28 protein-coding genes are annotated in these 26,109 nt (G+C 56.4%); 15 read left to right on the forward strand and 13 right to left on the reverse strand.

The window, feature by feature from the left end; all coding sequences use genetic code 11:
• Positions 1-393: 393 nt before the first annotated feature.
• The 3 genes from BM186_RS16555 to BM186_RS16565 all read left to right on the forward strand — a co-directional run bounded on the left by BM186_RS16555 (position 394) and on the right by BM186_RS16565 (position 3,390).
• Positions 394-1,767 (forward strand): hemolysin family protein, encoded by a 1,374-nt coding sequence (locus BM186_RS16555; RefSeq protein ID WP_074916691.1) that lies wholly within the window; start codon positions 394-396, stop codon positions 1,765-1,767.
• Positions 1,764-2,780: a CNNM domain-containing protein gene (locus BM186_RS16560; protein WP_074916693.1), complete on the forward strand. Its 1,017-nt coding sequence runs from the start codon at positions 1,764-1,766 to the stop codon at positions 2,778-2,780. Before BM186_RS16555 ends, BM186_RS16560 begins: the two co-directional genes overlap by 4 nt.
• 196 nt (positions 2,781-2,976) lie before the next feature.
• A complete protein-coding gene (locus BM186_RS16565; RefSeq protein WP_074916695.1) occupies positions 2,977-3,390 on the forward strand; it encodes a phosphatidylglycerophosphatase A family protein in 414 nt (137 codons plus the stop codon).
• 179 nt (positions 3,391-3,569) lie between these two features.
• Here the strand turns inward: BM186_RS16565 and BM186_RS16570 are convergent, their stop codons facing one another.
• On the reverse strand, positions 3,570-4,184 hold the full coding sequence (locus tag BM186_RS16570) for a hypothetical protein (RefSeq protein ID WP_074916697.1): 615 nt from the start codon (positions 4,182-4,184) through the stop codon (positions 3,570-3,572).
• A gap of 47 nt (positions 4,185-4,231) precedes the next feature.
• Complete coding sequence (locus BM186_RS16575; RefSeq protein ID WP_074916699.1) at positions 4,232-4,576, reverse strand: hypothetical protein; 345 nt, start codon at positions 4,574-4,576, stop codon at positions 4,232-4,234.
• 148 nt (positions 4,577-4,724) lie between these two features.
• On the opposite strand from BM186_RS16575, the gene BM186_RS16580 reads away from it, so the two are divergent.
• Positions 4,725-5,072 carry a helix-turn-helix domain-containing protein gene (locus tag BM186_RS16580; protein WP_033988851.1) on the forward strand — a complete coding sequence of 116 codons (348 nt, stop codon included), beginning with the start codon at positions 4,725-4,727 and terminating at the stop codon, positions 5,070-5,072.
• Here the strand turns inward: BM186_RS16580 and BM186_RS26360 are convergent.
• The 6 genes from BM186_RS26360 to BM186_RS16605 form a co-directional block, all read right to left on the reverse strand.
• Positions 5,047-5,397, reverse strand: a complete 351-nt coding sequence (locus tag BM186_RS26360; RefSeq protein ID WP_139228015.1) for a hypothetical protein — start codon at positions 5,395-5,397, stop codon at positions 5,047-5,049. The genes BM186_RS16580 and BM186_RS26360 overlap by 26 nt on opposite strands.
• A 42-nt stretch (positions 5,398-5,439) precedes the next feature.
• A complete protein-coding gene (gene radC / locus BM186_RS16585; protein ID WP_074916701.1) occupies positions 5,440-5,937 on the reverse strand; it encodes a RadC family protein in 498 nt (165 codons plus the stop codon).
• Between the two features lie 41 nt (positions 5,938-5,978).
• Positions 5,979-6,875, reverse strand: a complete 897-nt coding sequence (locus BM186_RS16590) for a recombination directionality factor (RefSeq protein ID WP_074916703.1) — start codon at positions 6,873-6,875, stop codon at positions 5,979-5,981.
• 88 nt (positions 6,876-6,963) lie between these two features.
• Positions 6,964-7,968 (reverse strand): YqaJ viral recombinase family nuclease, encoded by a 1,005-nt coding sequence (locus BM186_RS16595; protein WP_074916705.1) that lies wholly within the window; start codon positions 7,966-7,968, stop codon positions 6,964-6,966.
• A 78-nt stretch (positions 7,969-8,046) separates the two neighbouring features.
• Entirely contained in the window at positions 8,047-9,015 is a 969-nt protein-coding gene (locus BM186_RS16600; protein WP_074916707.1) for a DUF932 domain-containing protein, read from the reverse strand.
• Positions 9,016-9,107: 92 nt separating this feature from the next.
• Positions 9,108-9,434 (reverse strand): hypothetical protein, encoded by a 327-nt coding sequence (locus tag BM186_RS16605; RefSeq protein WP_074916709.1) that lies wholly within the window; start codon positions 9,432-9,434, stop codon positions 9,108-9,110.
• A gap of 332 nt (positions 9,435-9,766) precedes the next feature.
• Here BM186_RS16605 and BM186_RS16610 point away from each other — a divergent pair, with 332 nt between their 5' ends.
• A complete protein-coding gene (locus BM186_RS16610) occupies positions 9,767-10,027 on the forward strand; it encodes a helix-turn-helix transcriptional regulator (RefSeq protein WP_074916711.1) in 261 nt (86 codons plus the stop codon).
• Between the two features lie 43 nt (positions 10,028-10,070).
• A complete protein-coding gene (locus BM186_RS16615) occupies positions 10,071-11,489 on the forward strand; it encodes a YfjI family protein (protein WP_083431613.1) in 1,419 nt (472 codons plus the stop codon).
• 58 nt (positions 11,490-11,547) lie between these two features.
• On the opposite strand, the gene BM186_RS16620 is transcribed toward BM186_RS16615, so the two are convergent.
• The 3 genes from BM186_RS16620 to BM186_RS16630 form a co-directional block, all read right to left on the reverse strand.
• The gene (locus tag BM186_RS16620; protein ID WP_139228016.1) at positions 11,548-12,177 is read right to left on the reverse strand and encodes a hypothetical protein; all 630 of its coding nucleotides are present in this window, start codon (positions 12,175-12,177) and stop codon (positions 11,548-11,550) included.
• Positions 12,155-13,528 (reverse strand): site-specific integrase, encoded by a 1,374-nt coding sequence (locus BM186_RS16625; protein WP_074916718.1) that lies wholly within the window; start codon positions 13,526-13,528, stop codon positions 12,155-12,157. The genes BM186_RS16620 and BM186_RS16625 overlap by 23 nt, the downstream gene beginning before the upstream one ends.
• A gap of 457 nt (positions 13,529-13,985) precedes the next feature.
• A complete protein-coding gene (locus tag BM186_RS16630; protein WP_074916720.1) occupies positions 13,986-14,687 on the reverse strand; it encodes a glutathione S-transferase in 702 nt (233 codons plus the stop codon).
• Between the two features lie 134 nt (positions 14,688-14,821).
• Here BM186_RS16630 and BM186_RS16635 point away from each other — a divergent pair, with 134 nt between their 5' ends.
• Positions 14,822-15,403 (forward strand): TetR/AcrR family transcriptional regulator, encoded by a 582-nt coding sequence (locus BM186_RS16635; RefSeq protein WP_074916722.1) that lies wholly within the window; start codon positions 14,822-14,824, stop codon positions 15,401-15,403.
• A 53-nt stretch (positions 15,404-15,456) separates the two neighbouring features.
• On the opposite strand, the gene BM186_RS16640 is transcribed toward BM186_RS16635, so the two are convergent.
• Positions 15,457-16,407 carry a GlxA family transcriptional regulator gene (locus BM186_RS16640; RefSeq protein ID WP_074916724.1) on the reverse strand — a complete coding sequence of 317 codons (951 nt, stop codon included), beginning with the start codon at positions 16,405-16,407 and terminating at the stop codon, positions 15,457-15,459.
• Positions 16,408-16,579: 172 nt separating this feature from the next.
• Between BM186_RS16640 and BM186_RS16645 the strand changes: the two genes are divergently transcribed.
• From BM186_RS16645 to BM186_RS16665, 5 genes are all read left to right on the forward strand, one after another.
• Positions 16,580-17,173 carry a TetR/AcrR family transcriptional regulator gene (locus BM186_RS16645; RefSeq protein ID WP_074916728.1) on the forward strand — a complete coding sequence of 198 codons (594 nt, stop codon included), beginning with the start codon at positions 16,580-16,582 and terminating at the stop codon, positions 17,171-17,173.
• A 59-nt stretch (positions 17,174-17,232) separates the two neighbouring features.
• A complete protein-coding gene (locus BM186_RS16650; protein WP_074916768.1) occupies positions 17,233-17,910 on the forward strand; it encodes a type 1 glutamine amidotransferase domain-containing protein in 678 nt (225 codons plus the stop codon).
• Positions 17,911-18,118: 208 nt separating this feature from the next.
• On the forward strand, positions 18,119-19,573 hold the full coding sequence (locus tag BM186_RS16655; protein ID WP_174892497.1) for an aldehyde dehydrogenase family protein: 1,455 nt from the start codon (positions 18,119-18,121) through the stop codon (positions 19,571-19,573).
• Positions 19,574-19,700: 127 nt separating this feature from the next.
• Complete coding sequence (locus tag BM186_RS16660) at positions 19,701-20,825, forward strand: alkene reductase (protein WP_072425536.1); 1,125 nt, start codon at positions 19,701-19,703, stop codon at positions 20,823-20,825.
• 83 nt (positions 20,826-20,908) lie between these two features.
• The gene (locus BM186_RS16665) at positions 20,909-22,171 is read left to right on the forward strand and encodes an MFS transporter (RefSeq protein WP_083431614.1); all 1,263 of its coding nucleotides are present in this window, start codon (positions 20,909-20,911) and stop codon (positions 22,169-22,171) included.
• A gap of 89 nt (positions 22,172-22,260) precedes the next feature.
• Here BM186_RS16665 and BM186_RS16670 read toward each other — a convergent pair whose 3' ends face one another.
• The gene (locus BM186_RS16670; protein ID WP_074916732.1) at positions 22,261-23,169 is read right to left on the reverse strand and encodes a LysR family transcriptional regulator; all 909 of its coding nucleotides are present in this window, start codon (positions 23,167-23,169) and stop codon (positions 22,261-22,263) included.
• 226 nt (positions 23,170-23,395) lie between these two features.
• Here BM186_RS16670 and BM186_RS16675 point away from each other — a divergent pair, with 226 nt between their 5' ends.
• The 3 genes from BM186_RS16675 to BM186_RS16685 all read left to right on the forward strand — a co-directional run bounded on the left by BM186_RS16675 (position 23,396) and on the right by BM186_RS16685 (position 26,011).
• A complete protein-coding gene (locus tag BM186_RS16675; protein WP_074916733.1) occupies positions 23,396-24,199 on the forward strand; it encodes an NADPH-dependent F420 reductase in 804 nt (267 codons plus the stop codon).
• Between the two features lie 287 nt (positions 24,200-24,486).
• On the forward strand, positions 24,487-25,185 hold the full coding sequence (locus BM186_RS16680; RefSeq protein WP_074916735.1) for an NADPH-dependent F420 reductase: 699 nt from the start codon (positions 24,487-24,489) through the stop codon (positions 25,183-25,185).
• A 58-nt stretch (positions 25,186-25,243) separates the two neighbouring features.
• Positions 25,244-26,011: an SDR family NAD(P)-dependent oxidoreductase gene (locus BM186_RS16685; RefSeq protein WP_074916737.1), complete on the forward strand. Its 768-nt coding sequence runs from the start codon at positions 25,244-25,246 to the stop codon at positions 26,009-26,011.
• Positions 26,012-26,109: the final 98 nt, after the last annotated feature.

The raw sequence follows: 26,109 nt of genomic DNA on the forward strand, positions 1-26,109 counted from the left end.
GAATGAGTGTCCGAGTCAGCATGGAATCCGCAGCTCGACTTTGCCCCGGCCTGCCGGGGCTTTTTATTCGGTAGGCATGCAAGGGTTGCACATGCATGTGCTTGATCGCTCAAGCACTCGGGCGGGGCGTCGTATTTGTGTTCAAATGTTAGAAACTCGTTTCACATCGCCAGGAGCCAGGAGCCAGGAGCCAGGAGCCAGGAGCCAGGAGCCAGGAGCCAGGAGCCAGGATCTATGGGCCTGTGTGAGACTTTCAGCATTGATCGTCAAAGTGGCCTTGGGCTTGGGAAGGAATATAATGGAGGCCCTTTGTCACTTCGGATCCATTGTGGACACATCAAGCCCCAGCGGTTGTAGACGCTCTTCTGAAACAAAAAATGATGAGGTGATGCGGTGATCGAACCGACCCTCACTCTCCTGTTCGGTACCCTCGTTATCCTGGCGATCATTGCGGCAAACGGCTACTTCGTCGCCCAGGAATTCGCCTATATGGCCGTCGATCGTACGCGACTCGCAGTACTGGCCGCCGACGGCAATGCCTCCGCCAAGCGCGCTCTTGAAGTGACGAAGCGAACCAGCTTCATGCTGTCGGGTGCCCAGTTGGGCATCACCGTGACAGGTCTGCTGGTCGGTTTCGTGGCTGAGCCATTGGTTGGTCAGTCGCTCGGTGTTCTGCTGGGCGGGGTAGGCATTCCGGCAGAGGTTGGCGTAACAGTCGGCACGCTGCTTGCCCTGGTGGTTGCCACGATTATCCAGATGATTTTTGGCGAGCTCTATCCGAAGAACCTGGCAATCGCTAATGCCGATCCTCTGGCCAGAGGTCTTGCGCGCTCAACCCTGATTTACCTGACGGTATTCGGTTGGTTGATTGGCTTTTTCGACAAGTCCGCCAACCTGTTCCTGCGCCTGCTGCGTATCGAGCCCGTGCATGATCTGGATGTAAGCGTCTCGGCTGATGACTTGCCGCGCATTATTTCTGACTCGCGTGACAGTGGAGATCTTCCCGTAGAGCTCTCGCTGATGCTGGATCGTATTCTTGACTTCCCCCAGCAGGACGTCGAACACGCCATGATTCCGAGGTCACAGGTTGACTGGCTCACACCTGAGACGACGTTGCTTAAACTGCGTGAACTCATGGCCAGTGGTCATACCCGCTACCCGGTCATCCATGAAGATACCCCTGTCGGTGTCGTTCACCTCACGGATGTTCTGTTGCGACTATTAGCTGGGGATACTGAAGACACGGTTGAATCGGTGATGAGACCGGCCACCGTCATTCCTACCCTCATGGCGCTGCCGGATGCTCTTGCTGAATTGATTCAGACCAACAACCAACTAGCCTGCGTCATCGATGAATACGGCAGCTTCGTCGGCGTACTGACTCTTGAGGATCTCGCCGAGGAAATCGTCGGCGAAATTACCGATGAGCATGACGAAGATAATGCCGACCCGGTCATGCCCGGCGGTGAAGGCATCTGGATCATGGATGGCGATGTGCACCTGGACGAAGTCGAACGTGCGCTCGGCTATGACCTGCCTCATGAAGAGGTTGAAACCATCGCTGGTTTGTTGATCGCGGAGCTGGGTGCTTTGCCCGCCGAAGGCGACATCGTGACGATAACCTTGCCTGAGGATCCCTCGGAGCTGGTTGCCGATCTGCCCGTGGAGCGTCAGCTAGTGATCGAAGTGCTGCGGGTTGAACGCTATGTGCCGACCCAGGTGCGTGTCACGCTTGTCGAGACGATTAAGCAGGAGGAAGCGCAATGAATGATCCTCTGATCGTCACGTTGGTGACCATCGCCCTCATCGTGCTCAGCGCAATCTTCGTCATCATCGAGTTCGCATTGCTCGGTGCGCGCCGTCACCGTCTCGAAGAGCTGGCGCCTACCAGCAGCTCTGCACGCGCCGCGTTGCGCGGCATGAACGACCTGACCCTGATGCTGGCTGGTGCTCAGCTGGGCATCACGTTCTGTACCTTCGCACTGGGCGCCGTGACCAAGCCTGCTGTCGACAACTGGCTCGGCCCGCTGCTGATCGTCTGGGGCGTTCCCGAGTGGGCGGCGGGTGGTGCGTCCTTCGCGCTTGCGCTCTTCGTGGTGACTTTCCTGCACCTGGTCGTTGGCGAGATGGCACCGAAATCCTGGGCGATTGCGCACCCGGAACGTTCGGCACTGGCCGTGGGGCTCATATCACGCGCATACATCTGGCCGTTGCGCCCACTCATGAGTTGGATCAATCGGATTGCGAACCGCTTGGTGAAGGCGTCCGGTGTCGAACCTGTCGAAAGCGCAGCTGTTGGTGGACGAGACATTGCAACTATCCGACAGCTTGTCGAGCATTCGGCTGAGGTCGGAACGCTCCAGCCAGGCCTTCAGCAGCAGATATCCAGTCTTATTGACCTCGGCACCTTGCCGATCGAAGAGCTGTTAACGAGTGACGCTATCCCGGTCCACGTCACGTTCGATGCGTCCGTAGCGGATGTACGTGCCATCGCCGCCCAGTCAGGCCATCTGCGCATCCTGATTCTCGGTGCTAGCGACAAGCTGCCTCTGGTCGTTCATCTGCGCGACACGCTGCTTGAGCCTGATACGCGTCCAGCGCGGGAAATCGCCCGCCAGGTTTTCGTTCTGGACGCTAAAAAGCCGGTCTATGAGTCCCTGGCGCTCATGCGTAAGTCGAGCGTTCAGCTTGCCGTGGTCATGCAAGACGGACAGTTGAAAGGGGTGGTAACGCTCGCCGACATACTGGAGCGCATATTGCCCCTTGCGACCGCCTCCTAGCCGGCTCCCTGGTCTGCCCATCAGCAGAACTCCGGTGTGCAAGTGATCAGGCGTGTGCTGGCAGAGCATGCCGTTGTTAAAGCCTGATGCATCAGCAACGTCTGGCTTGTTGTTCTTGCAGCACAGGGGGGTTAGCTTCCGCTGGCTACCCCTCCTGCAGCCTGTTCCCGATGCATGAGATGGACCTGCGATTGCGATGATAGAAACCTTGGTGATGCAGGCAGCAACGGGCTTTGGTCTCGGCCAGCTACCGTTCATGCCCGGAACCTTCGGTTCGTTGCTTGGTTTGCCTCTGGCCTGGTGGTTATTGGGGCGCTCTCCGAAGCGGCAGGCCCTCATCGCGGTGATGCTACTAGCACTCGCTTTGCCGCTCTGCCATTGGGCTTCGTTGTGGCTGGGAGGCGGGGATGTTCCACAGATCGTTGCAGACGAGTACCTGGTGTTTCCGGTCTCGATGATCGGGCTCGCTTCAATGCGCCGCCCCTGGATGTTCCTGATAGCGTTCGTACTCTTTCGCGTGTTCGATGCCCTAATGGCGGCTGTTTACACCTGGATTGTTATCGCTCTGGGTGTTCGTGTGAGTCGACATTTTCGACGGATTCAGCGTTGAGCGTGTCCTATGGTTACACGAAGACACACAGCTTTCAGGGCTCTGATAATAAGTGATCTGCAGCTGAAGTTTGGGTGCGTGCAAGTCCTACCGAAATGGCTCCTTGATGTTGCTTTGAAGAGAAAAAAAAGAAATCTCGCACCGAGCGGTGCGAGATTTCTTTAACGAGGTGGCTACTGTCATTCCTCCGGCGGTAGGCCGCATTCGGCCCGCATCTCATTCATCATGTCGAAGCTGATCGGGAAATTTGGATTTTCCTCTTGGATTTCCGCGACCATGGCATCGAAGCAGGCTTCAGTACCATGATTGGCATCCTTTGACTTGCTTGCTTTGTAGGGCGCATAGCCCCGTTGTGGGCCGACATCGACGCGATACGCAGTCGTGTGACCATTGCTGTCATAGTCCAGATACCAGCCCGATTCGACGATGAAATAACCGTTGGCCCCTTTTCCCATCATCGTGCCTTTGGGGAAACCAGGCTGATTCGAGATCGTGGCGCAGCCGTATTGGTCGCAGAGTACGTTCAACGAGCCGGGTACTTCCTCCAGCGTCTTGGTGCCGGTCTGGGTGTCGATGAAGGGCAGGCGTTTGATCCGTGGCGTACGGTCGCCTGCAGGGCGGCAGTCGTAGCTACCGATGCTTCTGTGTTTCGTGGTTGAGCAGCTAAAGACGTTCTCGCCGACAACGTAGTCCACCTCACGTTGTTGGGCGGTGGCAACGTTGCTCGCTGTGACGGCAGTGATCAGCGTGGCCGCAAGGCCGAAAACCAGTTTGGGGTTTGTGGTCAGGTTCATGATCGAACTCCCTTCGTATGGTGAGCGGCTGGCCACTCGGTATGGGGTTACTTCTTCTTTTTCTTGTAGCGAACGACGATCCGGTTATGCACCGGGTACTTCTCGATCTCGTAGTCGGGGTTGAAGGTCACTAGGTTGTGCAAGGCAATACTGGTCGCCGAGAGCAATCCGAATGCCCCCGTGACTCCTCCTGCAAAACTGCCGGCTGCCAGGCCAACGCGGCCTACGGTGTAAACGCGACAGGTCAGTCCGGTGACCTCGATCTTGCTTTCGACCAGGCGAACGGCCTCGATCAACTTGCCGCTCAGGCCTACGACCTCAAACGACTCTTGGCGGCTGATGAGTTGAGGCAACTTGGCAGTGGCCAAGTCGTCGAATGTCAGTTGTGTCATGGTGAAGGTCTCGCTTATTGCGCAATGAAGGGTTTTGCAGTGTCGACTTAAATGGATGCGTATCGACTCTATGGGTTGGATAACAACCTTTGAAGCCCTTCATGTCAAGAGGATGGCATTCGACCATTCAGGTTGACCTGGAGGGTGTATGCCGAAGTCTGAAGAAACGAACCTGGCCAAAGTAGTGGGCTTGGCGATTGCCAGGCAGCGCATGCTGTGCGAGCTGACTCAAGAGCAGGTCGCCGAGCGGCTGGGGATTGGTGGTGAAGCCGTGTCGCGTATCGAGCGTGGCATCGTGATGCCGAACATCGAGCGCCTGATGCAGTTCGCTGAGATATTCGGTTGTGAGGCTGCGGATCTGCTGACCCAAGCCAGCCACCGGCCTGAAGACCAGGCCGTGCGTATCAGCCAGATGCTCAATCAACTCACACCGACAGATCGTCAGTTGGTGCTGGAGATGATCGAGCGTCTCACCCAACGCCTGAGTCAGGATTGAGTTCAGGTTCAGCTGCCCGGTTAAACAGCGCCCCGCAACGCAGGCACAGGCGGTCGTGTTGCATGAACTGAAAGCGCCGGGCGTCTTGCAGAAAGGGTTGGTTCTCAGCCCATCGCCGCTGAGCCAGTTCAATCCCTTCCGTCACAAATCCCAGCACCTGTTCCAAGTTGATCGGCTCCACTCCAGGTAATGCAGCCTCTGGGCCGGAAGGTCGCCGTGCCGCATTCATAAAACCGCCTATGACGCTGGCTAGCATGACCAGCGTGCTGACTGATTCCTTGGACAGCACAGCGGATGATTCACAGATCAAGCAGCGTGTGGACATGATCGCTCCTCGGGGCGTGATGGTGCCCGCAGCAAAGGGTGGTTAGAGCAAGCCCTGTTCAGCCAGCGACACGATGCCTTCTGACCCCACGATGAAGTGATCCAGCGTGGTGGTGCCAACCATGGCCAGTGCGTTTTTGAGTGTCTGCGTCAGGCGTATATCTGCCTGGCTGGGCGAGGGATCGCCGGAGGGATGGTTGTGCACCAGGATCACTGCAGCGGCGTTTTGCGCGAGCACGGTTTTGATCACTTCACGCGGATAGACGCTGGCTGCGTCGAGGGTGCCGCGAAACAGTTCCTCGAAACGGATCACGCGGTGTTTGCTGTCGAGTAGCAACACTGCGAAGACTTCGTGTGGCAGATCCTGCAGCAACACCTGCAGATGCTCTCTGACTTTGTGTGGATCAGTCAGCGCGCGGCCTTTACTCAGTCGCTGAGTGGCTAGCTGTTGGGCCATGCGCAGGATGTCGTTTTCGCTAACGGGCGAATCCACCAGGTAACTGCCGGCGACTTCACCGGCCCTGAGCTTGTGAAATTTCATGGTGTGTCTCCGGTGGGCGAGCCGAGCTGGCTCGCCTGTGGTTAGGCTGAGGGTTCAAGTTGCTGGGATTGGGCTTCGAGTTTCTCGGCGAGTGACTGGGTGTGAACGGTGCTGTCGGTCTTCGACGCGGCGGGCTGACCGTCCGGAAAGAACTCTTCAGCAATGGCGCTGCTGTCCTCACCGTCGTCCTCGAAGATGCCGTTGCCCAGACCGACACGCGCGGTAGCATCCAGCGCGGCTTGATCAAAACCAGCCGCCAAACGTGCCTCATCCAACTCACGCGCAGTGAGTAACGCTTGCTCCACGGTCATGCCGCTGCGCAGTGTCAGGTCGACGTAGAAAATCGGTGTACCGTGGCTCTGTCGGGTGGATTTGCCACGTAGACGCAGCTCCAGCGGTAGGCAGGCCAGACGATCACCCGAGATGGCCCGGAAGTACTGCAACCGGGCTATGAGCGTGCGGATACTGTTGAAGCCCGTGGTGCGAAACACGAAGCTACCCAGGGCATCCTCATCGCCAATCACCACATTCATTCGTCCGTAGGGCTTGCAGGCATTGCCCTTGGCCAGAGGGCAGGCATCGGGCGACGGGCAGGGCAGCGATTGAACGCCGTCCTTGCCGATGCGCTTGCAGGTTTCACCGTTGCCGACACAGACCGGTCGACCGTTCTGCCGATCAAACAGGGTGTAATCAGCGCGGAAATTCAGCTCAGGTTCGTTGAACAACAAGCGCACTGGGATGCTGCGCAGTTTGTCGTCTTTGCCCTGGCGCAGTTCGTCATTGAGCGGGTGCAGTAGCCAGCCGTCCTTGCCTTGTACCTGAGAGGTGATGGTGAATTGATCGTCTTTCTCCGGCAGGCGCTTGCCGTTCTTCTCGACGACCTTACCGATGGAAATCCGTCCGAGTACCGGCGGAGTAATAGCCAGACCTTTGAGCATGATGGCGCTCCTTGAAATAAAAAAGGCCAGCCAGCAGCGCGAACTGCATGGACTGGCCAAGGGGGAGGGATTGAGTTGAAGAGGGCGATCAGCCGATCAGAAAGCGCCGACTACCTTCCTTGAGCTTTGGATAGCGGGCCTGCAGGTAGGGCTTTTCCTGGAGCAGGCGCTCGACATCGAGCACGGTGCTGTCCTTGGCTTTGCGCCAGCTCACGTAGCCGCTGGAGAACTCGGCACGGGTGGACTCACCCATGGCTTGCTGCAGCATTTGCTTCAGTTCGGCTTCGCGCTTTTCCTTTTCAGAGATTGATTGACGCACAGCCTTCAGCTCCAGGAAGGCAGCCGCCAGACCGGCATTGCCGCTGAAGTCGACGACCTGGCCGTTGTCCTGCGGATACAGGCAACGCAGCGCCAGCTCAGCCGATGCACTGCCATCTGCGGGCGGTGGGGTATCCGTTTCTACGTACTGCCAGAAACGGCGCTCCAACTCGATCAGGCGAGCGATCATCTGCTCGTCCCGCTCAATGCGATGGATCTCCAGTGTCTGGCCACCGAGCAACACCGCCACATCGGCCGCCTGCTTACCGGTGACGGCGAGCTGATGCATTACCTGCAACTGCACATATTCGGGTACGCCTTCTTTCCAGAGGCGTGCCCCGTTTATGCCGGCTGTCTTGCATTCGAGGATCTGCACCTCGTCTGTACCAATCACCTCGCGATCAATGTTGGCCAGCATCCAGGGCAACTCCGGATTGGGATGCTGCAGCACAGCGTTGATGCGACGTACCTTGTGCTTCGTGCGTTTGCTGTAATGCCAGGCCACGATGGGCTCCAGCACGTTGCCCCAGTAAGCCGGGCTTTCTTCATCGTGCGGGTCGGTCTTCGGCAGTTTGCTGTCGCGGCCGGTTTTCTCCAGCCACAGCTCCAACTGGGATTTGTAGGGATTGAGACCGACCGCCGCCGCTGCATCCGAACTGCCGATGCCTTGTTTGCGGATCTGCAGCCAGTCCTCGCGCGGCAGCTCCTTGGTGCTGACCAGGCGCAGGGCAGGGCGTTTCTTGCTGGTGCTGCCATTCAATGACGTTGCTTTCATGGTGTTCACCTCGCGGACACAAAAACGCCCGGTCAGCGCTGAACTGACCGGGCGTTATGGAGTGGATGAAATAGAAGATCAGGCGACCATTTGCAGGGCCGCATCCAGAGCGCGTTGCTTGACCTGTGCACCTTGGCCAAACCAGGCCGAGTCGAGGCGGTACTCAGTGCTGCGAGCACGACGCTCATGGTCGACGTACTCGGTCACCGCGTTGAGCAGACCCCAGGCAGTACCGCGAGCCGACTCCAAGTCCGAGCCACGGCCGCGGCCTTCGTACAGCTCCTGTACGCGGCGCAGGGCGCGCTCGTTGGGCAACTGTTCGGGCAATTGTCCGGTCGGGCTGACCTCGCACAGCACGTTCATGAAGTAGCCCAAGGCCTCATGCCACTGCACCTTGCGCTCAGCCAGTGCGCGCATGCGGTACATGAAGTCGTCCCATTGCGAGACGGCGATGCCGAGTTGCTTCTTCACCACCTTCGAGTCGAAGCGGGTGTTATGCGGTACCTTGATCGCACGGCTGGTGCCGTCCAGGGCCACTGTCAGGGTGTTGTTGCACACCACGCGCACGGTGGTCGGTGTTGCCGTAGTCGCTAGGGTGCCGTCACAGGACGTCGCCAGAAGCAGGTAGCCGTTGACCTGATCGTGGCCCTTGATCGACGTGCCTTGTCCGGTACGCGCCAGCGCCCAGAACTTGCGACCACCTTTGAGCACGCCCGCAGTTTCCAGCTCATAGCCGGACACTTCGGTCAGATCGCGATAGAACTCCAGCACCTCGCGCGGTTGTACGGTGTGGTAGCGGTTGGAAACCACTGACAGTGGAGCTTTGGTATCGGAGCGATAGAGCACCTTCTGCTCCGGGAAGGAATGGATCGCGCCCAAGTGGCCGACAGCATCCGATTTGAAATGCACCGGCGACTCCTGGATTTGCCAGTCCATGCCGGCCTCACGCTGCCAGACCTCGATAGGTTGCTTGCGAGGCAGGTTGTTGCCCAGGCCATGCCAGGGAGTAGCGCCGACATAGGCCATTTGTTCGACTTGATGAGCCATGATGAATTTCCTTTGAGCAATAGCCGGCATAAAGCGCTGCGCATGACGCAGCACCGGCATTTAGAGAAAAATGAGAGAGAAGGGCGGCCGGATCAGACCGGCTGATTGAAGCGGTGACCGCAGCTCAGGCAGAGGTTGTGGGCCAGCACATGACGGTCGAGTTTTTCGCCAAGCTGAGCACCCATCGCACAACCACCTGCAGCACCAACCAGGCCGTTGAGAATGGCCGATGACAGGGCATTGAGGTTTACGTTGGGAGGTTTGGCTAGTGCGCTACTGGTAACAGCTGGGCCAGTGAGCAGGATGGTGCCGGCACCACGCAGCGCACCGCCCAGCATGCCGATGAAGGCAGCAATCCGCATGGCGGTGAGGTGCGTGGAAACCTGAGGAGAGCCGCAGCTCGGGCAGTGCAATGACATGGTTGAAGACTCCAGGGTGGGGATGTCATTGCGGTGATGTGTGACTGAAATTTCATTCGATTGAGACCAAAGCCCGCTATTTCCGCTACGAGTAGCGGAAATAGCGGCTAGCCGTGTCTTCATGCCGGCAATCCTGAGGGGCAAGTCATTGCCGGCACCTATACGTGCGCCTGCTCGTAGTAAAAAAAAAAATTAAGCAGACGCGATGAATGCTGGAGCAGGCATTCGTAGAGTGACGACGCAAGCGAAGGCACGCGTTTTGAGAGCAGGCCGTCTGCACAGTCGCGTTGCCAGAAATCGCTCGAATGCTCTTTAAATGTTTGGAGGAAAGTATGAACCCAGAATTAGGTGTCGATTCTGAAGTGCGAATTATTAGGGTTAAAGATGTTGTGAAAATGACAGGGCTATCACGCTCAACAATTTATGATCGAATAAATAGCCTATCGCCACGATACGATAAGGATTTTCCACGACCAAGAAGGTTGGGTGGTAATTCAGTGGGGTGGTTGTCATGTGAGATGCAGCAATGGGTTAGCTCAAGAGAGGTGGTTCAAGGATTAAAAAGTTGTGATCGGGGAGGTGGGGGAGAGTAGCTCTCCCACTTTAAAGTCATCAAGATTTAATGCGAGGGCAGTAATGGCTAATCAAAGTGCGCTTCCTGAGCCTGGTTGTGAATATCCTTTATTTATTCCTGCGCCAATTTTTGCGGCAGCAGTAGATGAAGTAGAAGTAAACATCAAGGCGCCCAGGTCGCTTGTGATTTCTGGGGCACTGACAGCAATATCATTAGTTTCTCAGGGGCTAATTGATGTGCTGAAGCCAAATAATCAGGTGGTGCCAGTATCTTTAATGCTGGCGACCATTGCTGATTCTGGTGATCGTAAATCTACGGCTCAGGATGCGCTGTTAAAAAGTGTGAGGTCTTTTGAAGTAGGAAGAGATGATGAATATAAGCGTGATATGGTTCGGTGGAAGGCTGGGTTGGCAATATGGGAGCAGGGGAAGAAGGAGTTACTAAAATCTATCAGTAAAGCTTATCGTGATGATTTTGATACCAGCAGTATCGAAAGTAAAATAATGGAGCATGAGAATAATAAGCCTGAAAAGCCCAGGCGGTTTCGAATGCTGTATGACGACACTACGCCGCAAGCCTTGTTTCTGGGCATGTATGAGGGGCTGCCAACCGCAGGGCTTATCTCCGATGAGGCATCAGGTATTTTGAATGGTCGTACCTTTAGGGATTTTCCGAAATTAAATACAATCTGGAGCGGCGGAGTAATTGCTGTGGATCGTACCTCTTCAGAAAGTTATCGACTTGATGAGGCGCGATTAACTGTATCGCTAATGGTGCAGGAGAAGAACTTCATTGACTATTTGTCGCGTAAAGGTGAGTTGTCGCGCGGAGCTGGACTTTGGGCTAGATTTTTAATTTGTAAGCCTGATTCGATAAGGGGGACTAGGGTTATGGAAAGCTTCAGTAGTTCTTGGCAGAGAACTACTGATTTTAACGTAAGGGTATCCGAACTGCTGGAGCGTAATGCTCGGTTTCAGGCGCAGGCTACAAGCTGTCGAGAGAGAATTAAATTTACCCCTGCAGCATCTGCACTGTGGATGAAAGTTTTCAACGAGATTGAGGTTGGGATGCGTGAAGGGGGGCGATTTGAAAGAATGCCCGATTTTGCCTCTAAGCTAGCTGATAATATTGCCAGGGTTGCTGCATTGCTTCACTTTTTTGAGGGTGAGGAGGGAGATATCCCAATTGAGATCCTTGAGTTTTCTGTTTCTCTGTGCTGTTGGTTTGCTGATGAGTTCAAAAAGATTTTCGTTCCTCCTGTTCAAATTGAAGTTGATGCTGATGAGTTGTATCAGTGGCTCGTGACAAGAAAGCGTGTAAGGGGGCGTGAAATCGATAAAAATGACTTACTTCAATATGGTCCGAATAGAATGAGAAAAAAGGAAGTGCTTTCGCCGATTTTAGATTATCTTGTATCGGCTAAAAAAATAATTATTCATGAGCGCCGTCTGGGGCGAATGGTAGTAAGAATTAATGATTGATGGTCGTGGTGGTGTCGGCTTTTGGAAGGTTAGCACCACCAAAATCCAATATTTGAAATTATTGTTTTTGCTTTTCGATTATTCTGTCTAGAATAATTTGAGTTATGTCATCTTTTTCTCTCTTGCCGAGATATTGTTTGTTGTCTTCGATGTTGAGGAGTGCGTTTGTTACATTTTCGGCGTATTCGAAATTAGTTCTGTTCCCTTTTGGGGTATTGGCAATGTGCTCGTCGATTAGTGCTATCAGTTTCTTGTAGTATATTGATTTTGCTTCGCCGCCTAGCTTCGCTTTATTACTTCTGTTGGCGATGATTCTATCATATACCCCTTCTAGGTAACCTTGGGCTTCAATTGCGCGGCGCTGAGAAAACCAAGCATTTATGTAGTCTTCTTTTGGTAAATTATATTCTATTTTTAAGATGTGAAGTGCTATCAAGTAGATGTTGCAGTTGACTCTTTCGTTAAGGTTGGATGTTACTGTTCTTATGAAGTCTTTATTAATTATGGCCTCCTCGATTTCGCTCTCTGTCAAGGTCTTTCTTTGCTTTTCAATTATTTCCTCAAGATTGATGTCAGACTCGGAGCTTCTTAATAATACTGCTGTATTGCTCTTGATGATTCTAATGGTTGTTTTGAATAGGGATTCAAGTGAATTTTTATCTGCTTCAGTCTTTATTGAGTTTTTCATTGTGTTGCTCGTACTTGGTGAGTAAATCTAATTTTTTGCCGAGTGTTTCCCATGCCTCAGACATCTCTTTTGAATAGCTATGTCGTTGGTAAGTTCGTTTAATTCTATTTTCTTCAGTGTGATTTAAGCAGCGCTCAGCTACCTCTGGTAGAACGCCAAGCGCAGTCATGATAGTAGCGCCGGTTCTCCTCAAGTCATGTGGAGTCCACTTCCCGCCTTTTAATAAGAGAGCTTGGGCTTTGGCGCTGCGATTGCTCATGGTCCCTTGATCTGGTTTGCGCTGTCTGTCTCCAAGCTGCTTTGTAACAGTTTTGGAGCAGACTGGCCCAGTGTCTTTGGTGTTGGGGTAGCACCACTCGCTTTTGCTGCTGATGACCTTGATGCGTTCGAATTGCTCGATTGCAAATTCGGATAGAGTCACGGTGTGCGCCTTTCCATTCTTGCTGTCTTCACTGGGAATGAGCCAGGTGCCTGCCTTCAGGTCGACGTTCTCCCAACGCGCGTTCATCAGTTCTCCTATACGACAACAGGTCGATAGGGCTATCCAGATTGCTGCTTCGGTTGAAGGAAGCAGTCCGGCCTCTGGTGCTAGCTTGGCCAGTGTTCGGATTTCATCCTCACTAAGAACTCTGTCGCGTTCTGTGTCCTTGCCGCCAATTTTTGCTTTGCGGATGCTCGCTGTTGGGTCGTGCTCAATCAAGTCGCGGTCCACGGCGAACCTGAACATTTGGCGCATAAGACTGAAGATCATTTTGGCCATCCGGTTAACGCCGCGGGCAAGCAGCGCATCGGTCACTTCTGTGATGTGGCCTTTTTTTACTTCGTCGAGAGGTAGTTGGCCCAGAAAAGGTAGGACGTCCTTATTGAACATCCGGCGAACCTCATCGCCGCCATCCTTGAGGTTAATCAGGTCTACCTTTGCCCAGTGGTCAAATAGGTCATTGACGGTTTTCCTGGCAGCAAGTCGAGCATTTGCTGCTTCGATGGCCGCTTTCTCAGCGGCGATTCTTGCAAGCTCGGCATCGCGAGCTGCAATTCGGGCAGCCTCCTCAGCTTCGAGATGCTCCTTTACATCCTTGATACCTGACTTGTGCAGCCCTGCAAGCTCTTTGGCTCGTTGGCCGGCTTCGGCTAGCGTCATCGTGCCTTCGTTGCCATCACGGCTGTATGTACCAATAGGGAAGGTCACGCGTTCGCTGCGGCTATTGGTATAGCGAAAGTAGAAAAGCCGCTCTCCGCTAGGAGTGATCCGAGCTACTAGGCTGCCATGTCCCCAGATGGCGACTTCGCTCAGCCATTTGTCACTTGTCCCTGGTTTGCCAGTCATCTGGCGGTCTGTAATGTTGGCCATATGGTCAGCTTTCCCGTTGCCAATTGGTTGCCAATTGAGATTGTCTGGTTGCCAATTCGTTGCCAATTGAGATCGGCTTTCTTCGAATCGAATAGGGCTATTTTGGACGAGAAATTAGCTGTAAGCCAGTAATATCAAGGGTTGTGCGGGGTTTCTTTGAATTTGGTTGTATCTGCTCGGACGGGTAATTACCTGTATGGGGTGCAAGGGGTCGAGTGTTCGAATCACTCCGTCCCGACCAAAAAACCCTAAAAATCCAGTCATCTAGCGGTGACTGGATTTTTTTTATGCCTGATGGTTTTCCTCTGCCTTCTAATTTTGCCCCACCATATTTTTTGTTCAGCTTAGTAGCGTTCTATGTCAATGAGTTGGCTAGGGCAATCGAGCCAAGCAGCAAGGGGCTGTGTTAGTCACAGACCCCAAGACTGCACGGCGACCAGGGCTGATGCGTTGGCTTTCATGCTCTCGGTGTGTTGTTCGCCACCATCGTTCGCCATTCCCTGACACTTGGTCTTTCTTGCATGCGGGCGTGCCAGGCTCGTAGGGCTGCACATTCATCGGGTACGGCAAGCTTGACCAATGACGCGAAGATCATCCCCCCGAGCACTGCAATATCTGCCATGGAGAAGGCGTCACCGGCAACGAACGGCTGTTGCTCAAGCACTCCATTGAAGTAGTGCATGCCCCTGATGGCTTTATCGCGCATGCGATTTCCCCACTCAGGGTTTTGGTACAGCTCCACGTCTGCCCCCAACCCTGGCGTTGCGTGATGAAAGTAAACGCTGACCGCATCGAGAAATTCGATTTCAGCGCGTTTTGTCATCATGTGAATGAGGCCTTTCTCTTTCGCCGTCTGCCCAGTAAGCGTGGGGCTGTCGTCGAGTACGTCCAGGTATTGGGTGATCGCTGTGCATTCGGCAATGAGCGTGCCGTCATCGAGTTCCAGCACAGGCAGTGTTCCTGAGTAATTGATCGCGAGGAACTCTGGTTTCTTATGTTCCCCCGTCCACAGGTTGACGGAGATGAACTCGACACGGTCAAGCAGTCCTTTTTCCGCCAAGGCAATTCGCACGCGAGCGGGATACGGGCCATCGAACCAGTCGTAGATTTTCATTACAGGGAGAACGGATATGTCGGAGTTACGGAATGGAGTGGTCATGGCTTGCCTACCTATCAGTTGGTAGGTAAAGGTTGTGCGAGAAAATATGTTCTGTCAACCCCTACCTTCCAGTTGGCAGGTAGGGAGCGCAACAGTAAACTGCCAAGATCTATCGAAGGTGCGAGGAGTTGATCGTGACTGGTAATGCTCGAGAAGCCATCCTGGCTGCTGCGACAACGGCGGCGCAGTTGCATGGATACAGCGGTATCAATTTCCGCAGCATCGGTGAGGCCGTAGGCGTGAAGAACGCCAGTATCTACTACCACTTTGCGAGCAAGGCCGACCTTGGCGCTGCGGTTGCAGAACGCTATTGGCGAGACACCGCCGAAGCCTTGCGATCCATACGCGAGTCGAATCCCGACCCGCTCGGCTGTTTGCTTGCATACCCTTCGCTCTTTCGGAGATCGTTGGAGAACGGCAATAGACTTTGCCTCGCCAGCTTCATGGCTGCGGAATACGAAGATCTACCGGAAGAAGTCGAGCGAGAGGTCAAGGCGTTTGCAGACATCAACGTGGAGTGGCTGACGCAGGTATTAGTTGAGGCAGGGCTGGAAAATGTCGAGCGCCGCGCAGGCTCCATTTACGCTGCGGTTGCCGGTGCTCAACTGATTGCACGAACCCGCGTCGACCTGAAACTGTTCGACGAGCTGATCGACAGCTATCGGGAGTCAGGTCTCATTCCTGCTCACGCTTCCACGAGCAATGAGCGCTACTGAGAAAATTGCGGCAGCAGATATCCCAGCTGGTGAATGAGTTCTAATAGGTGTGTTCAGCCAGCCCCGCTGGCTGTCTTGTACAGCTCATCTCGCATCAATTGCGGTGGCTTGCCATAGGCGCGCAGAAACGCCTGGCGCATACGTTCGCGGTCGCCGAAACCGGTTTCGCGGGCGATCACTTCTACGGGGTGACGGCTCGTCTCCATCATGACGCGCGCGGCCTCTAATCGCAGGCTTTCGACTGCTTTCGCCGGCGTTTTTCCGGTTTCCTCGCGGAATACCCGGCTGAACTGGCGAGGGCTGAGTCGCGCGACATCTGCCAGTGCCTCGACCGACAGATCACTGCGCAGGTTTTCGCGCGCATAGGCCATTGCCAGTTGCACGCGGTCGGATTTCGGGTCTATCTCCAGCAGCGCCGAGAGCTGTGATTGCTCGGCGCCTCTGCGCTGGGCGATGACCAGTTTGCGGGCTACGCGGCGGGCCAGGTCAGGGCCCAGGTCGTTCTCGACCATGGCCAGGGCAAGATCCACTCCGGCACTCATGCCTGCACCCGTCCATATCTGCCCGTCGACCACGAACAGCCGGTCATCATCGATTCTGACGTTGGGGTGACGCTTCTTGAACTCGGGCACGTGTAACCAATGAGTCGTGACCCGTTTGCCCTCCAATAGACCGGCTTCGGCGAGCACGAAGATGCCTGTGCACAGTGATGCAATACGCCGCGATTGCGAGCTGGCGCTGGACAGACAGGTCAGCAGCTGCGGGCTGGGTTCACCCAACTCCAGGTAGCCGCTGACGATGACGGTGTCATAGCCAGCTGAGCCGAGCGCCTCGGTATTGACCGAGAAGCCCTGAGACGACAGCACGGGTCCACCTGTCTCGGATACCAGAGCGAATCCGTAGACCGGCTCGCCATGCAGGAGGTTGGCGCACTCGAATACAGAACCGACCGACAGGCTCAGCGCTTGGAATTGCGGGTAAACCACCAACGCCACGGTATGCATCGATCACTTCCTTTCTGCGGGCATGCGTCGATTGTCGGAGGGCTAAGTGGTTTGCGCAATCGGCTTGCCGTGCATGTCCTAAATCCTTGCGGATATGACATTGCTGCTGTCGGTGGCGATTCCTAACATGACCCCAACGAACTAGACGACTGGTCTACTGAGACAAGCAGCCATGACAACCACTGACAGTAATCAGACCCGGCAACGCATTTTCGACGCCGCCCAATCGATCATCGCCCGTAAAGGTTTTTCTGCTGTTGGGCTGAATGAGGTGCTGAATGCCGCGGGCGTGCCGAAGGGGTCCTTCTACCACTACTTCGCTTCGAAGGACGCGTTCGGCACGGCACTGCTGGAGCACTACTTCGAGACCTATTTGGCTGACATGGATCGTATTTTTCAGGATCCGGCAACCAGCGCACATGACGCGCTGATGCGTTACTGGCAACTGTGGATCTCCAACCAGACCAGTCAGGTCGAGTGCGGTAAATGCCTGGCCGTCAAGTTGGGTGCTGAAGTCGCCGATCTTTCCGAACCGATGCGATTGGCACTTCAGCGCGGTACTGCGCAGATCGTCGAGAGGCTGGAGGCTGCGATCAGCAGAGGCGTGGAGGAGGGCACGGTAACCATCGTTGCTACGCCCGCTCAGCTGGCACTGAGGCTCTATGCCCTGTGGTTGGGGGCCAGTGTGTTGACCAAGATCACCCGTACCCACCACGCGTTCGAAGAGGCGCTGCAGCAGACGCAACACCTTCTCGGTAACCAGTGAACCCATGACCGGCAAGGGTCGGTCGAAACCAATGCAATACCCACTATGAGGCAATGATCATGAAAGTTCTGATGGTTCTGACATCCCATGACAAGCTGGGTAACACCGGCAATAAAACCGGCTTCTGGCTGGAAGAGTTCGCCGCGCCTTACTACGTCTTCAAGGACGCCGGTGCCGATATCGTGCTGGCCTCGCCAGCCGGTGGCCAGCCGCCTCTGGATCCCAAGAGTGATCTGCCGGATTTCCAGACCGAGGCGACCCACCGTTTCGCTGCCGATCCGGCCGCGCAGCAAGCCCTGGCCAGCACGGTGAAACTCAGTGAGGTGAAGGCTGAGGATTTCGACACGGTGTTCTACCCAGGCGGCCATGGCCCTCTGTGGGATCTGGCGGAGTCGGATACATCCATCGCCCTGATCGAAAGCTTCGAGCGCGCCGGCAAGCCAATCGGTTTCGTCTGCCATGCTCCGGGCGTGCTGCGCCACGTCAAGGCTGTGGATGGCGAGCCGCTGGTCAAGGGGCGCCGGGTGACGGGTTTCACCAACAGCGAAGAGGCCGCTGTAGAACTGACTGACGTGGTGCCTTTCCTCATCGAGGACGAGTTCCAGGCACTGGGCGCACGCTATGAGAAAGCCGGCGACTGGCAGCCGTTCACTGTCGTCGACGGGCGCTTGGTCACTGGTCAGAACCCCGCCAGCTCAGAGTCCGCGGCCAACGCCTTGCTCAAGCTGCTGGCTTGATTCGCGCAATCTGCAGGGTTCAGACGAACCCGTGCAAGTAATGAGCGGGCGCACTGTGCGCCCGCTCTGAGCGCCTTCGCGCCCGCTACCGCATAACCACACCGCAGCAGCAGTCGCCTTTTGGGTGACGGGATTTCTGCTGCCTGAAGAAAGTTGTCTTGATCATTTCAGTCAATAAATTTTCATTTTGATTCAAGGAGATAGGCTTATGTCTACTGTCATGAAAGATTCCCACTCCAGCAGCGTCTTCGACGGCCCGTACTACCTGTCCATCGCCGGTGAGTTGGTCGCTACCGATGCGCATTTCGATGTGTTCAATCCGGCGACTGGCGAGGTATTCGCCAAGGCTCCGTCGGGTTCGCCTGAGCAACTGGAGGCGGCGATCGCTGCTGCCAAGGGCGCCTTCAAGACCTGGTCGGTCTTGAGCTATGACCAGCGCCAGCGCTATCTGGATGCCTATGCCGATGCGCTTTTGGAGCACCGCGATGAACTGGCTCGCTTGCTGACGTTGGAACAGGGCAAGCCGCTGACCACCATGGCCGAGCCGGAGGTCGACCAGGCGATCTCGTGGATTCGCCAGATTGCTGCGCGGCGTATCCCGGTGGAAATCGTCGAGGAAAACGACAGCCACATCGTGGAGTTGCATCACACGCCGCTGGGTGTGGTCGGTGCGATCACTCCATGGAATTTCCCGGTGCTGCTGGCGCTGTGGAAAGTGGCGCCCGCGCTGATCACCGGCAACACCATGGTCATCAAACCGTCGCCATTCACCCCCCTCACCACCTTGCGCTTTGGGCAGATTGCCCAGTCCGTGCTGCCTGCTGGTGTGCTTTCAGTGGTTTCAGGTGGCAATGAACTGGGCCCGCAAATGACCGCTCACCCGGATATCGCCAAGATCAGCTTCACCGGCTCCACCGAGACCGGCAAGCATGTCATCCGTTCGGCTGCCGGCACCGTCAAGCGGCTGACCATGGAGATGGGCGGCAACGACGCGGCAATCGTCATGCCTGATGCCGACTGGCAAGCGATCATCCCGCAGCTGTACTGGGGCGCTATCGGTAACTCGGGCCAGTGGTGCGTGGGCATCAAGCGCCTCTACGTGCACAGCAGTTATCGCGCTGAGTTCGTGGCAGCGTTCGTCGAGTATGCGCAGCAACAGGTCATGGGTGATGGTCTCGACCCGGCTGTGACCGTTGGCCCCGTGCAGAACAAGATGCAGTACGACAAGGTTCGTAGCTTCCTGGATGACATCAAGGCCAATGGCTACAAGGTGGCACTGGGCGGTGAGGTAGACGAGAGCCGTCCTGGCTATTTCATCCCGGTAACCGTGGTCGACAACCCGCCAGAGAGCTCGATGATCGTGCAGCAGGAGCAGTTCGGGCCGATCGTGCCGATCATCGCTTACGACGACGTCGACGATGTCGTGGCCCGCGCGAACGACAGTCCGTTCGGCCTGGGTGGTTCGGTCTGGGGGCGTGATACCCAGGCAGCGGTGGCCGTGGCCAATCGCCTGGAAACCGGGATGGTCTGGGTCAACGAGATCCACACCCAGGGCATCGATATTCCTTTCGGTGGCCACAAGCAATCGGGTATCGGCACTGAACACGGCCATGAGGGCCGCCTGCTGTTCACCAACCCGAAAACCGTGTTGATCAAGAAGTAACGCCTGAGCGGCCTCTCCAGCAGAGGGGCCGCACTCCCACTCATCAAGCCTATTGGGCGCCAGGTGCGTCCATTCGCGCCGTGCGCCTGTCGATAGGTGCAGTCGCCTTAACAGCAGGATAGAAATCATGAAACACGCTGCTCTGTTTACCCCCATCGACATGGGACGTATCACTCTCAAGAACCGCATCGTGCTGCCGCCGTTGACTCGTCAGCGCAGCGCCCAGCCAGGCGATATCGCGACTGATCTGATGGCCACTTATTACCGCCAGCGTGCCGGTGCCGGTTTCATGGTCAGTGAGGGCACCCAGATCGAACCGCGTGGCCAGGGCTATGCCTGGACGCCCGGTATCTACAGCCAGGCGCAGATCGATGGCTGGCGCAAGGTGACCGAAGCGGTGCATGCCGAAGGTGGCGTGATCTTCGCCCAGCTCTGGCACGTCGGTCGCGTTTCCCATAACGCGCTTCAGCCTGACGGGCAGGCGCCCGTGGCGCCATCCGCCATTCAGGCGCAGAAGGTCAAGGCGTTCATTCAGACCGGCCCTGGTGTCGGCGAGCTGGTTCAGCCGTCGCTTCCACGCGCACTGGAGCTGGCTGAAATCCGCGATCTGGTCGGGCAGTACGCCCAGGCGGCGCGCAATGCCATCGACGCCGGTTTCGATGGCGTGGAAATTCACGCAGCCAACGGTTATCTGGTCAACCAGTTCATCTCCGCACATTCCAACCAGCGCGATGATGCTTACGGTGGCTCCCTGGAAAACCGCCTGCGCTTCCTGCGCGAGATCGTAGACGCCGTGGCCGCTGCCGTAGGCGCGGATCGCCTTGGTGTGCGCTTCACCCCATTGTTCACCGGCACCGATCAGGATCGGGTGTACATCGGTCTGGTCGAAGAGGACCCGCACACCACCTATATCGAAGCCATCAAGGTGCTGGAGGCAGCAGGTGTGGCCTATGTGTCGATCGCCGAGGCGGACTGGGACAACGCGCCGGATCTGCCCGAGAGCTTCCGCCGCGACGTACGCGCGAACTTCAGCGGGAAGATTCTCTACGCCGGTCGTTATACCGCCGAGCGTGGTGAGCGGCTGATCGAAGCGGGGCTGGCCGACCTGATCGCATTCGGCCGTCCCTTCATCGCCAACCCCGATCTGCCCGAACGCATCGCCAATGGCTGGCCGCTCAACCCGCTGGATCCTGCCACTGTCTATGGTGGCGCGGAGAAGGGCCTGACGGACTACCCGACCTATTCGGACTGACGTTCACATCTGCCGGCGTGGCCTCGACGCGAATGGACGGGGACACGCCTGCGTAACTGCTCACTGCGTAGGAAGTCTTCGTCATGTCTGTCAAATCCGTACCGATCAAACGCGATGTTACGCCGGGTCTGGCGTATCCGGCCTTGGCTGGCAGCGACGTTCGTGCTCCGTCAGTCGCAGCAGTGGTCGTGTGTATCCTGCTCGTCGCGCTCACGCTGCGCCCGGGCATCGTTTCCATGGGGCCATTGCTGACCGCCATCATCGATGAGCTGGGATTGACTCATACCCAGGCCTCGCTGCTGACCGCGATTCCTACATTGCTGATGGGATTGCTGGCATTGCCCGCACCCTGGCTGGCGCATCGATTTGGGCGTGACCGGATCATCCTGCTGGCGCTGATCGTGCTGGGCGCCGCGATCATCCTGCGTGCACTGGCTGGCTCCATTGGGCAGTTGTTTGCCAGTACTGCGGCAGTCGGGGCGGGTATCGCGGTCGCCGGAACGCTGTTTTCCAGTTACGTGAAGGCGCGCTCGCCGAATCGTATCGCGTTGTTCATGGGCATTTATGCAACGGCCATCGGTTTGGGCAGCACAGTCGCTGCGGTGGCGACCGGGCCGATCGATCAGTTGATTGGTGATTGGCGTTGGGCGGGCGGTTTCTGGGTACTGCCGGCACTGCTGGCGATCATGGCCTGGGTGGGTATCGAGCATCGGAGCCTGAGAGCGCCGGTATCTACCTCTTCGACCCAGGTGCCCAGGATGCCGCTGCGCAATCCCACCGCCTGGCTGATCGCACTGTTCTTCGCCTGCAACAACCTGGTGTTCTACGCCCTGATTGCCTGGTTGGCACCGATGTATATCGAGCGTGGCGAGAGCGCCAGCTCGGCAGGCTTGATCCTGGCCAGTTATACCCTGGGGTTCATGCTGGCTAACCCGGTGTTTGGCTTGCTCAGCCGCAGCGATGATCGACGTCTGTTGCTTGCCGCGAGTTCCAGCATCGCCTTGCTGGGCAGCCTGGCGATGGCCGTTGCGCCTGATGCCATGCCGCTGGTCACTGCTGCGATTGCGGCTTTTGGTACCGGAGGTGCCTTTACCTTGGGTATGACCTTGCCGCTGGACAATGCTTCGACACCTGAGGAGGCTGGCGCCTGGACTGCCTTTGTGATGTTGCAGAGTTATCTGGTCGGCGCCGCCGGTCCGTTGCTCGTGGGATATCTGCGTGACAGCGCGGGGCACTTCCAGTCGGCCCTATGGCTGTTGGTGGCTGTAGGGGCGCTGATGTTGCTGGTGACTCCGTTCTTGCAGCCCTATCACAAGCGAAAGCTGAAAAGGTGTGGCTGTGGCTGAGGTTTCTGCTTGCAGTGATTGCTCGTCATTACGTACAGCACAAGCCGAGGCGCTGTAGTGAAAGGCGATATTTTATTCGGTGCTATTAGCTATCTAGCGTGCATGCCGTTGTCACTGAACATGCTCACGCAGAGATCCACAAAGCTACGCACCTTAGGATCCATGTAGCGGCTGGATGCGAATACGGCATGTACCGGCGCTGGTATCTCTGCCCACTCGGGTAACACGGGCGACAAGACGCCATCCGTCACATATGGTTCTGCCATGAAACGAGGCAATTGGGCGATTCCGAGCCCTTCGAGTACCAGATTCTTCGCGGCGATCATGCTGTTGACCGCGCAGCGAGGAGGCACTGCGATCTTCTCCGTCTGGGAGCTGTTGATGAGAGACCAGTTGGCGCGGCCGCGAGTGGTTTTCATGATCAGATCATGACGTTTCAAATCACTAACAGCGGACGGAGCGGGTTTCTCTTCCAAGTAATCAACACTGGCATAGAGCCCATAGACGACTTCGCCCAGTTTTCGTGCTGAGAGCCCCGAGTCCTCCAATGTCCCTACGCGAATCGCGACGTCGAATCCTTCATGAATGATGTCCACCAGTCGATTGGTGTATTCCACCTCGACGGTGACCTTGGGGGCTACGCGCAGAAATGCTGCGATCCATTTGTCCACTACCATCGGCCCGAATTCTGAGCCCGCTGTGATCTTGAGCAGCCCTTTGGGCTCTCTGGATTGCTGCGCAACCGCCGCTTCTGCTGCTTCTGCAGCCGTCAGGATACTGACGGCACGCTCAAAATAGTCGCGACCCACCTCGGTCACGCTCAGGCGCCGTGTCGATCGAGTCAGCAGCCTGGCACCGAGCTTTTCCTCCATGCGCCGGACGATACGGCTGATACGGGCCTTGTCAGTGCCAAGTCGCTCCGCTGCCGCCGTGAATGAGCCGTCAGTGACAACGGCTGCGAAAACCTTCATTTCTGGCAAATCAATTGATGTGGTCATGGACAACAGTTTGTGTCTGTTTGCTGGGTTTATCGATCTATTGAGCAACTTTACAGTGCCCCCCACGCAACGGCTACCCAATTTCCATTGGGGCTGTCGCAGGGAGGAGTGATGCGGCTATTGCGCCTTTGCCGGCAATAGCTCATCGGCTCTGCCTCATGCACCAAGGGCGCTGTATGCAAGGTCTCGAAACAGACAGTCGCTCACCATCGACGAAGGACATGAAATGACAGAAACAATCGGAATCATCGGCTCTGGCCTGGTAGGTAAGGCCGTCGCACGTCTTGCTGTGGCTGCAGGATACCGGGTGGTGATCAGCAACTCGCGCGGGCCTGAATCACTCTCGGAACTGGTCAAGCAACTCGGCCCACTAGCACGCGCAGGAACGGTCGACGAAGCGATTGCGGCGGCAGACATTGTCTCCATCGCCATCCCTTTGGCCGCCTTCGAAAATCTGCCGTCCGACAAGTTTGTCGGTAAGGTTGTACTCGATCAGACCAACTATTATCCGGGTATGGGTGGCTTCCGTCGGGAGGATCTCGACGATGCTCAGCTTACCTCTAGCGAATTGATGCAGTGCCACCTTCGTGGGGCGAAGCTGATCAAGGGGCTGCATAACCTCAGCTGGATTCACATGCAGAGCAATGCCCGCCCTAAAGGCAGCGCTGATCGGACTGCTTTGCCAATCGCTGGCGACGACGCGCTGGCGAAGAAAGCTGTAGCGCGTTTCATCGAAGTGATCGGCTACGACGTAGCCGACGCGGGTTCGCTCGCAGAGAGCTGGCGCATCGAGCCAGGTACACCGATTTACTTCTGGCGCTACGCTCCCGTCGTTCCGGATGGCGTGAGCAGCGATGAAGCCAAGCGTATCTATCAGCAACCGGGCGAGCCTGTATCTGTCGAAGAGGCCCTGGTGCTTGTTGGCAATGCAGTGCGTCCGTCCCCGATTGGTGGAACGCTAGACGGTATGCCTCAGGTTCATATCGATCTGTTCCTTGAGCAGGCCAGCGCTGATACAGTCAAGCAGTAGCCTTTCCAGCCTGGGCACCTCTTAAGGTGCCCAGGCTCATATCATCTCGCACTGTGTTATTTGCCCGTCTTTATACGCGCAAGCACCTGATCTGGGTGGCGCATCTCCCACACTATTATTTGGCAATCCCTCTCCAAGTCTTGGCTTGCGGCACCTTTTAGCGCGCATTTATTGCATTGTTATTGTTGTTTTTTGAGGCAACAGTATTTGGATATTTTTGATATTTATCAAAATTATTCGAGTGCCTAAAGTGCCGTCTCTCACAGTGAATGACAATAGAGAGTGCAATGAAGATAGGCGTCCTCAATACCGGCAACATTGGCAGTCGACTCGCGCGTGCATGGGCCGCAGCTGATCACACTTTGCTACTCGCCAAGGACGGGGAAGATCGCAAGATTGCTCCGCTGCTGATGGAGCTTGGCGAACGAGCTCGACTTGGAACCATCGAACAGGCGGCCGACTTTGGCGAGGCTGTGCTGTTCTCGGTCTACTGGCCGCGGACAGACGCCGTGCTCGAAGCCGTGGGCGACGCGCTCAACGGCAAGATCGTGATCGAAACCATGAACCCGCTCGGGGTAACCGATGAGTTCGAACACTTTCACGATCACGCTTTCATGCGCGATAGCTCGACCGCCGAATACCTGCAGGAACGACTTCCCGAAGCCCGGGTGGTGAAGGCCTTCAGCCTGCTGGCTGCCCCGGTACTGGAAGCAACTGCCTGGGCGGATTCGCCGTTCAAGGCGAGTGTCTTTTACGTGACTGATGATCAGGAAGCAGGGCAGGTCGTGCGGGGGCTGATTGAAGACGCCGGTTTCAATCCCGTTAATGCCGGTCCTCTGAGAGCTGCGCGCCAGCTTGAGCAGCTCGGTGTGTTGTTGCATCAGATTGCAGCGCACGAATACCAGGGCGATGCCGATCTGATTCGCCTGGCGTTTGCGGTTATCGAAGCGAGCCCGGGCCCCATTATGCGTGAGCGAGTTGTTTGACATAGACCAAACAAGCGCTGGCGATCAAACCAAGATCCTTTTACTGAGGAAGTACCCAATGTCACAGCCACTTGCTGGAAAGACTGCTCTTGTCACCGGAGGCTCGCGCGGTATCGGTCGCGCCATTGCTCAACGGCTTGCACAAGAAGGGGCGACTGTCGCCTTTACCTATAATTCGAGCAAGGTGGGCGCCGACGAGGTCGTTGCCGCTATCGAGCAAGCAGGCGGGAGCGCCTTTGCTCTTCATGCCGACCTCGTCGATGCATCGGCGATCCCTGCCTTGTTCGAAGCACTCGATGCGCAACTCGCTGAGCGAACTGGCAGCAATACCCTGGATATCCTGGTCAATAACGCTGGTAATCCAGGCTGGGGCGGCCTCGCAGATGCGACGCCAGGCAGCTGGGACACGATGTTCGCGGTGCACGCACGGGCTCCGTTCTTCATGGTGCAGGCGGCGTTGAGCCGTCTTTCAGGTGCAGGGCGAATCATCAACATCTCTTCTGGGCTGGCCACGCGTCCCTTGCCGGTCGTTCCCATCTACTCGATGGCCAAGGCAGCTATCAACAACCTGACCCATGCCCTCGCTATGGAACTCGGGCCGCGCGGGATCACTGTGAACGCCGTGGCACCAGGTTGGACACGCACAGACATGAATGCAGCTGTGCGCGAGAACGCCGAAATGGTCAAGGCAATCGAGGCCGATACCGCCCTGGGGCGTTTCGGCGAAACTTCGGATATTGCTGCGATCGTTGCGTTTCTCGCCAGCGACGATGCCCGTTGGCTCACCGCGCAGGTGATCGAAGCCAGCGGCGGATACAAGCTCTGATCCAACTTACCCTGAGCTTTTTGGCATCGGTGACGTGTTTTGCACGTTTCTGATCTCCTTGCTGTTCGCATTTTGAAATAGCTCGCATGGGGGAATTC

It is taken from the genome of Ectopseudomonas toyotomiensis, assembly GCF_900115695.1.
Classification (GTDB): Bacteria; Pseudomonadota; Gammaproteobacteria; order Pseudomonadales; family Pseudomonadaceae; genus Aquipseudomonas; species Aquipseudomonas toyotomiensis.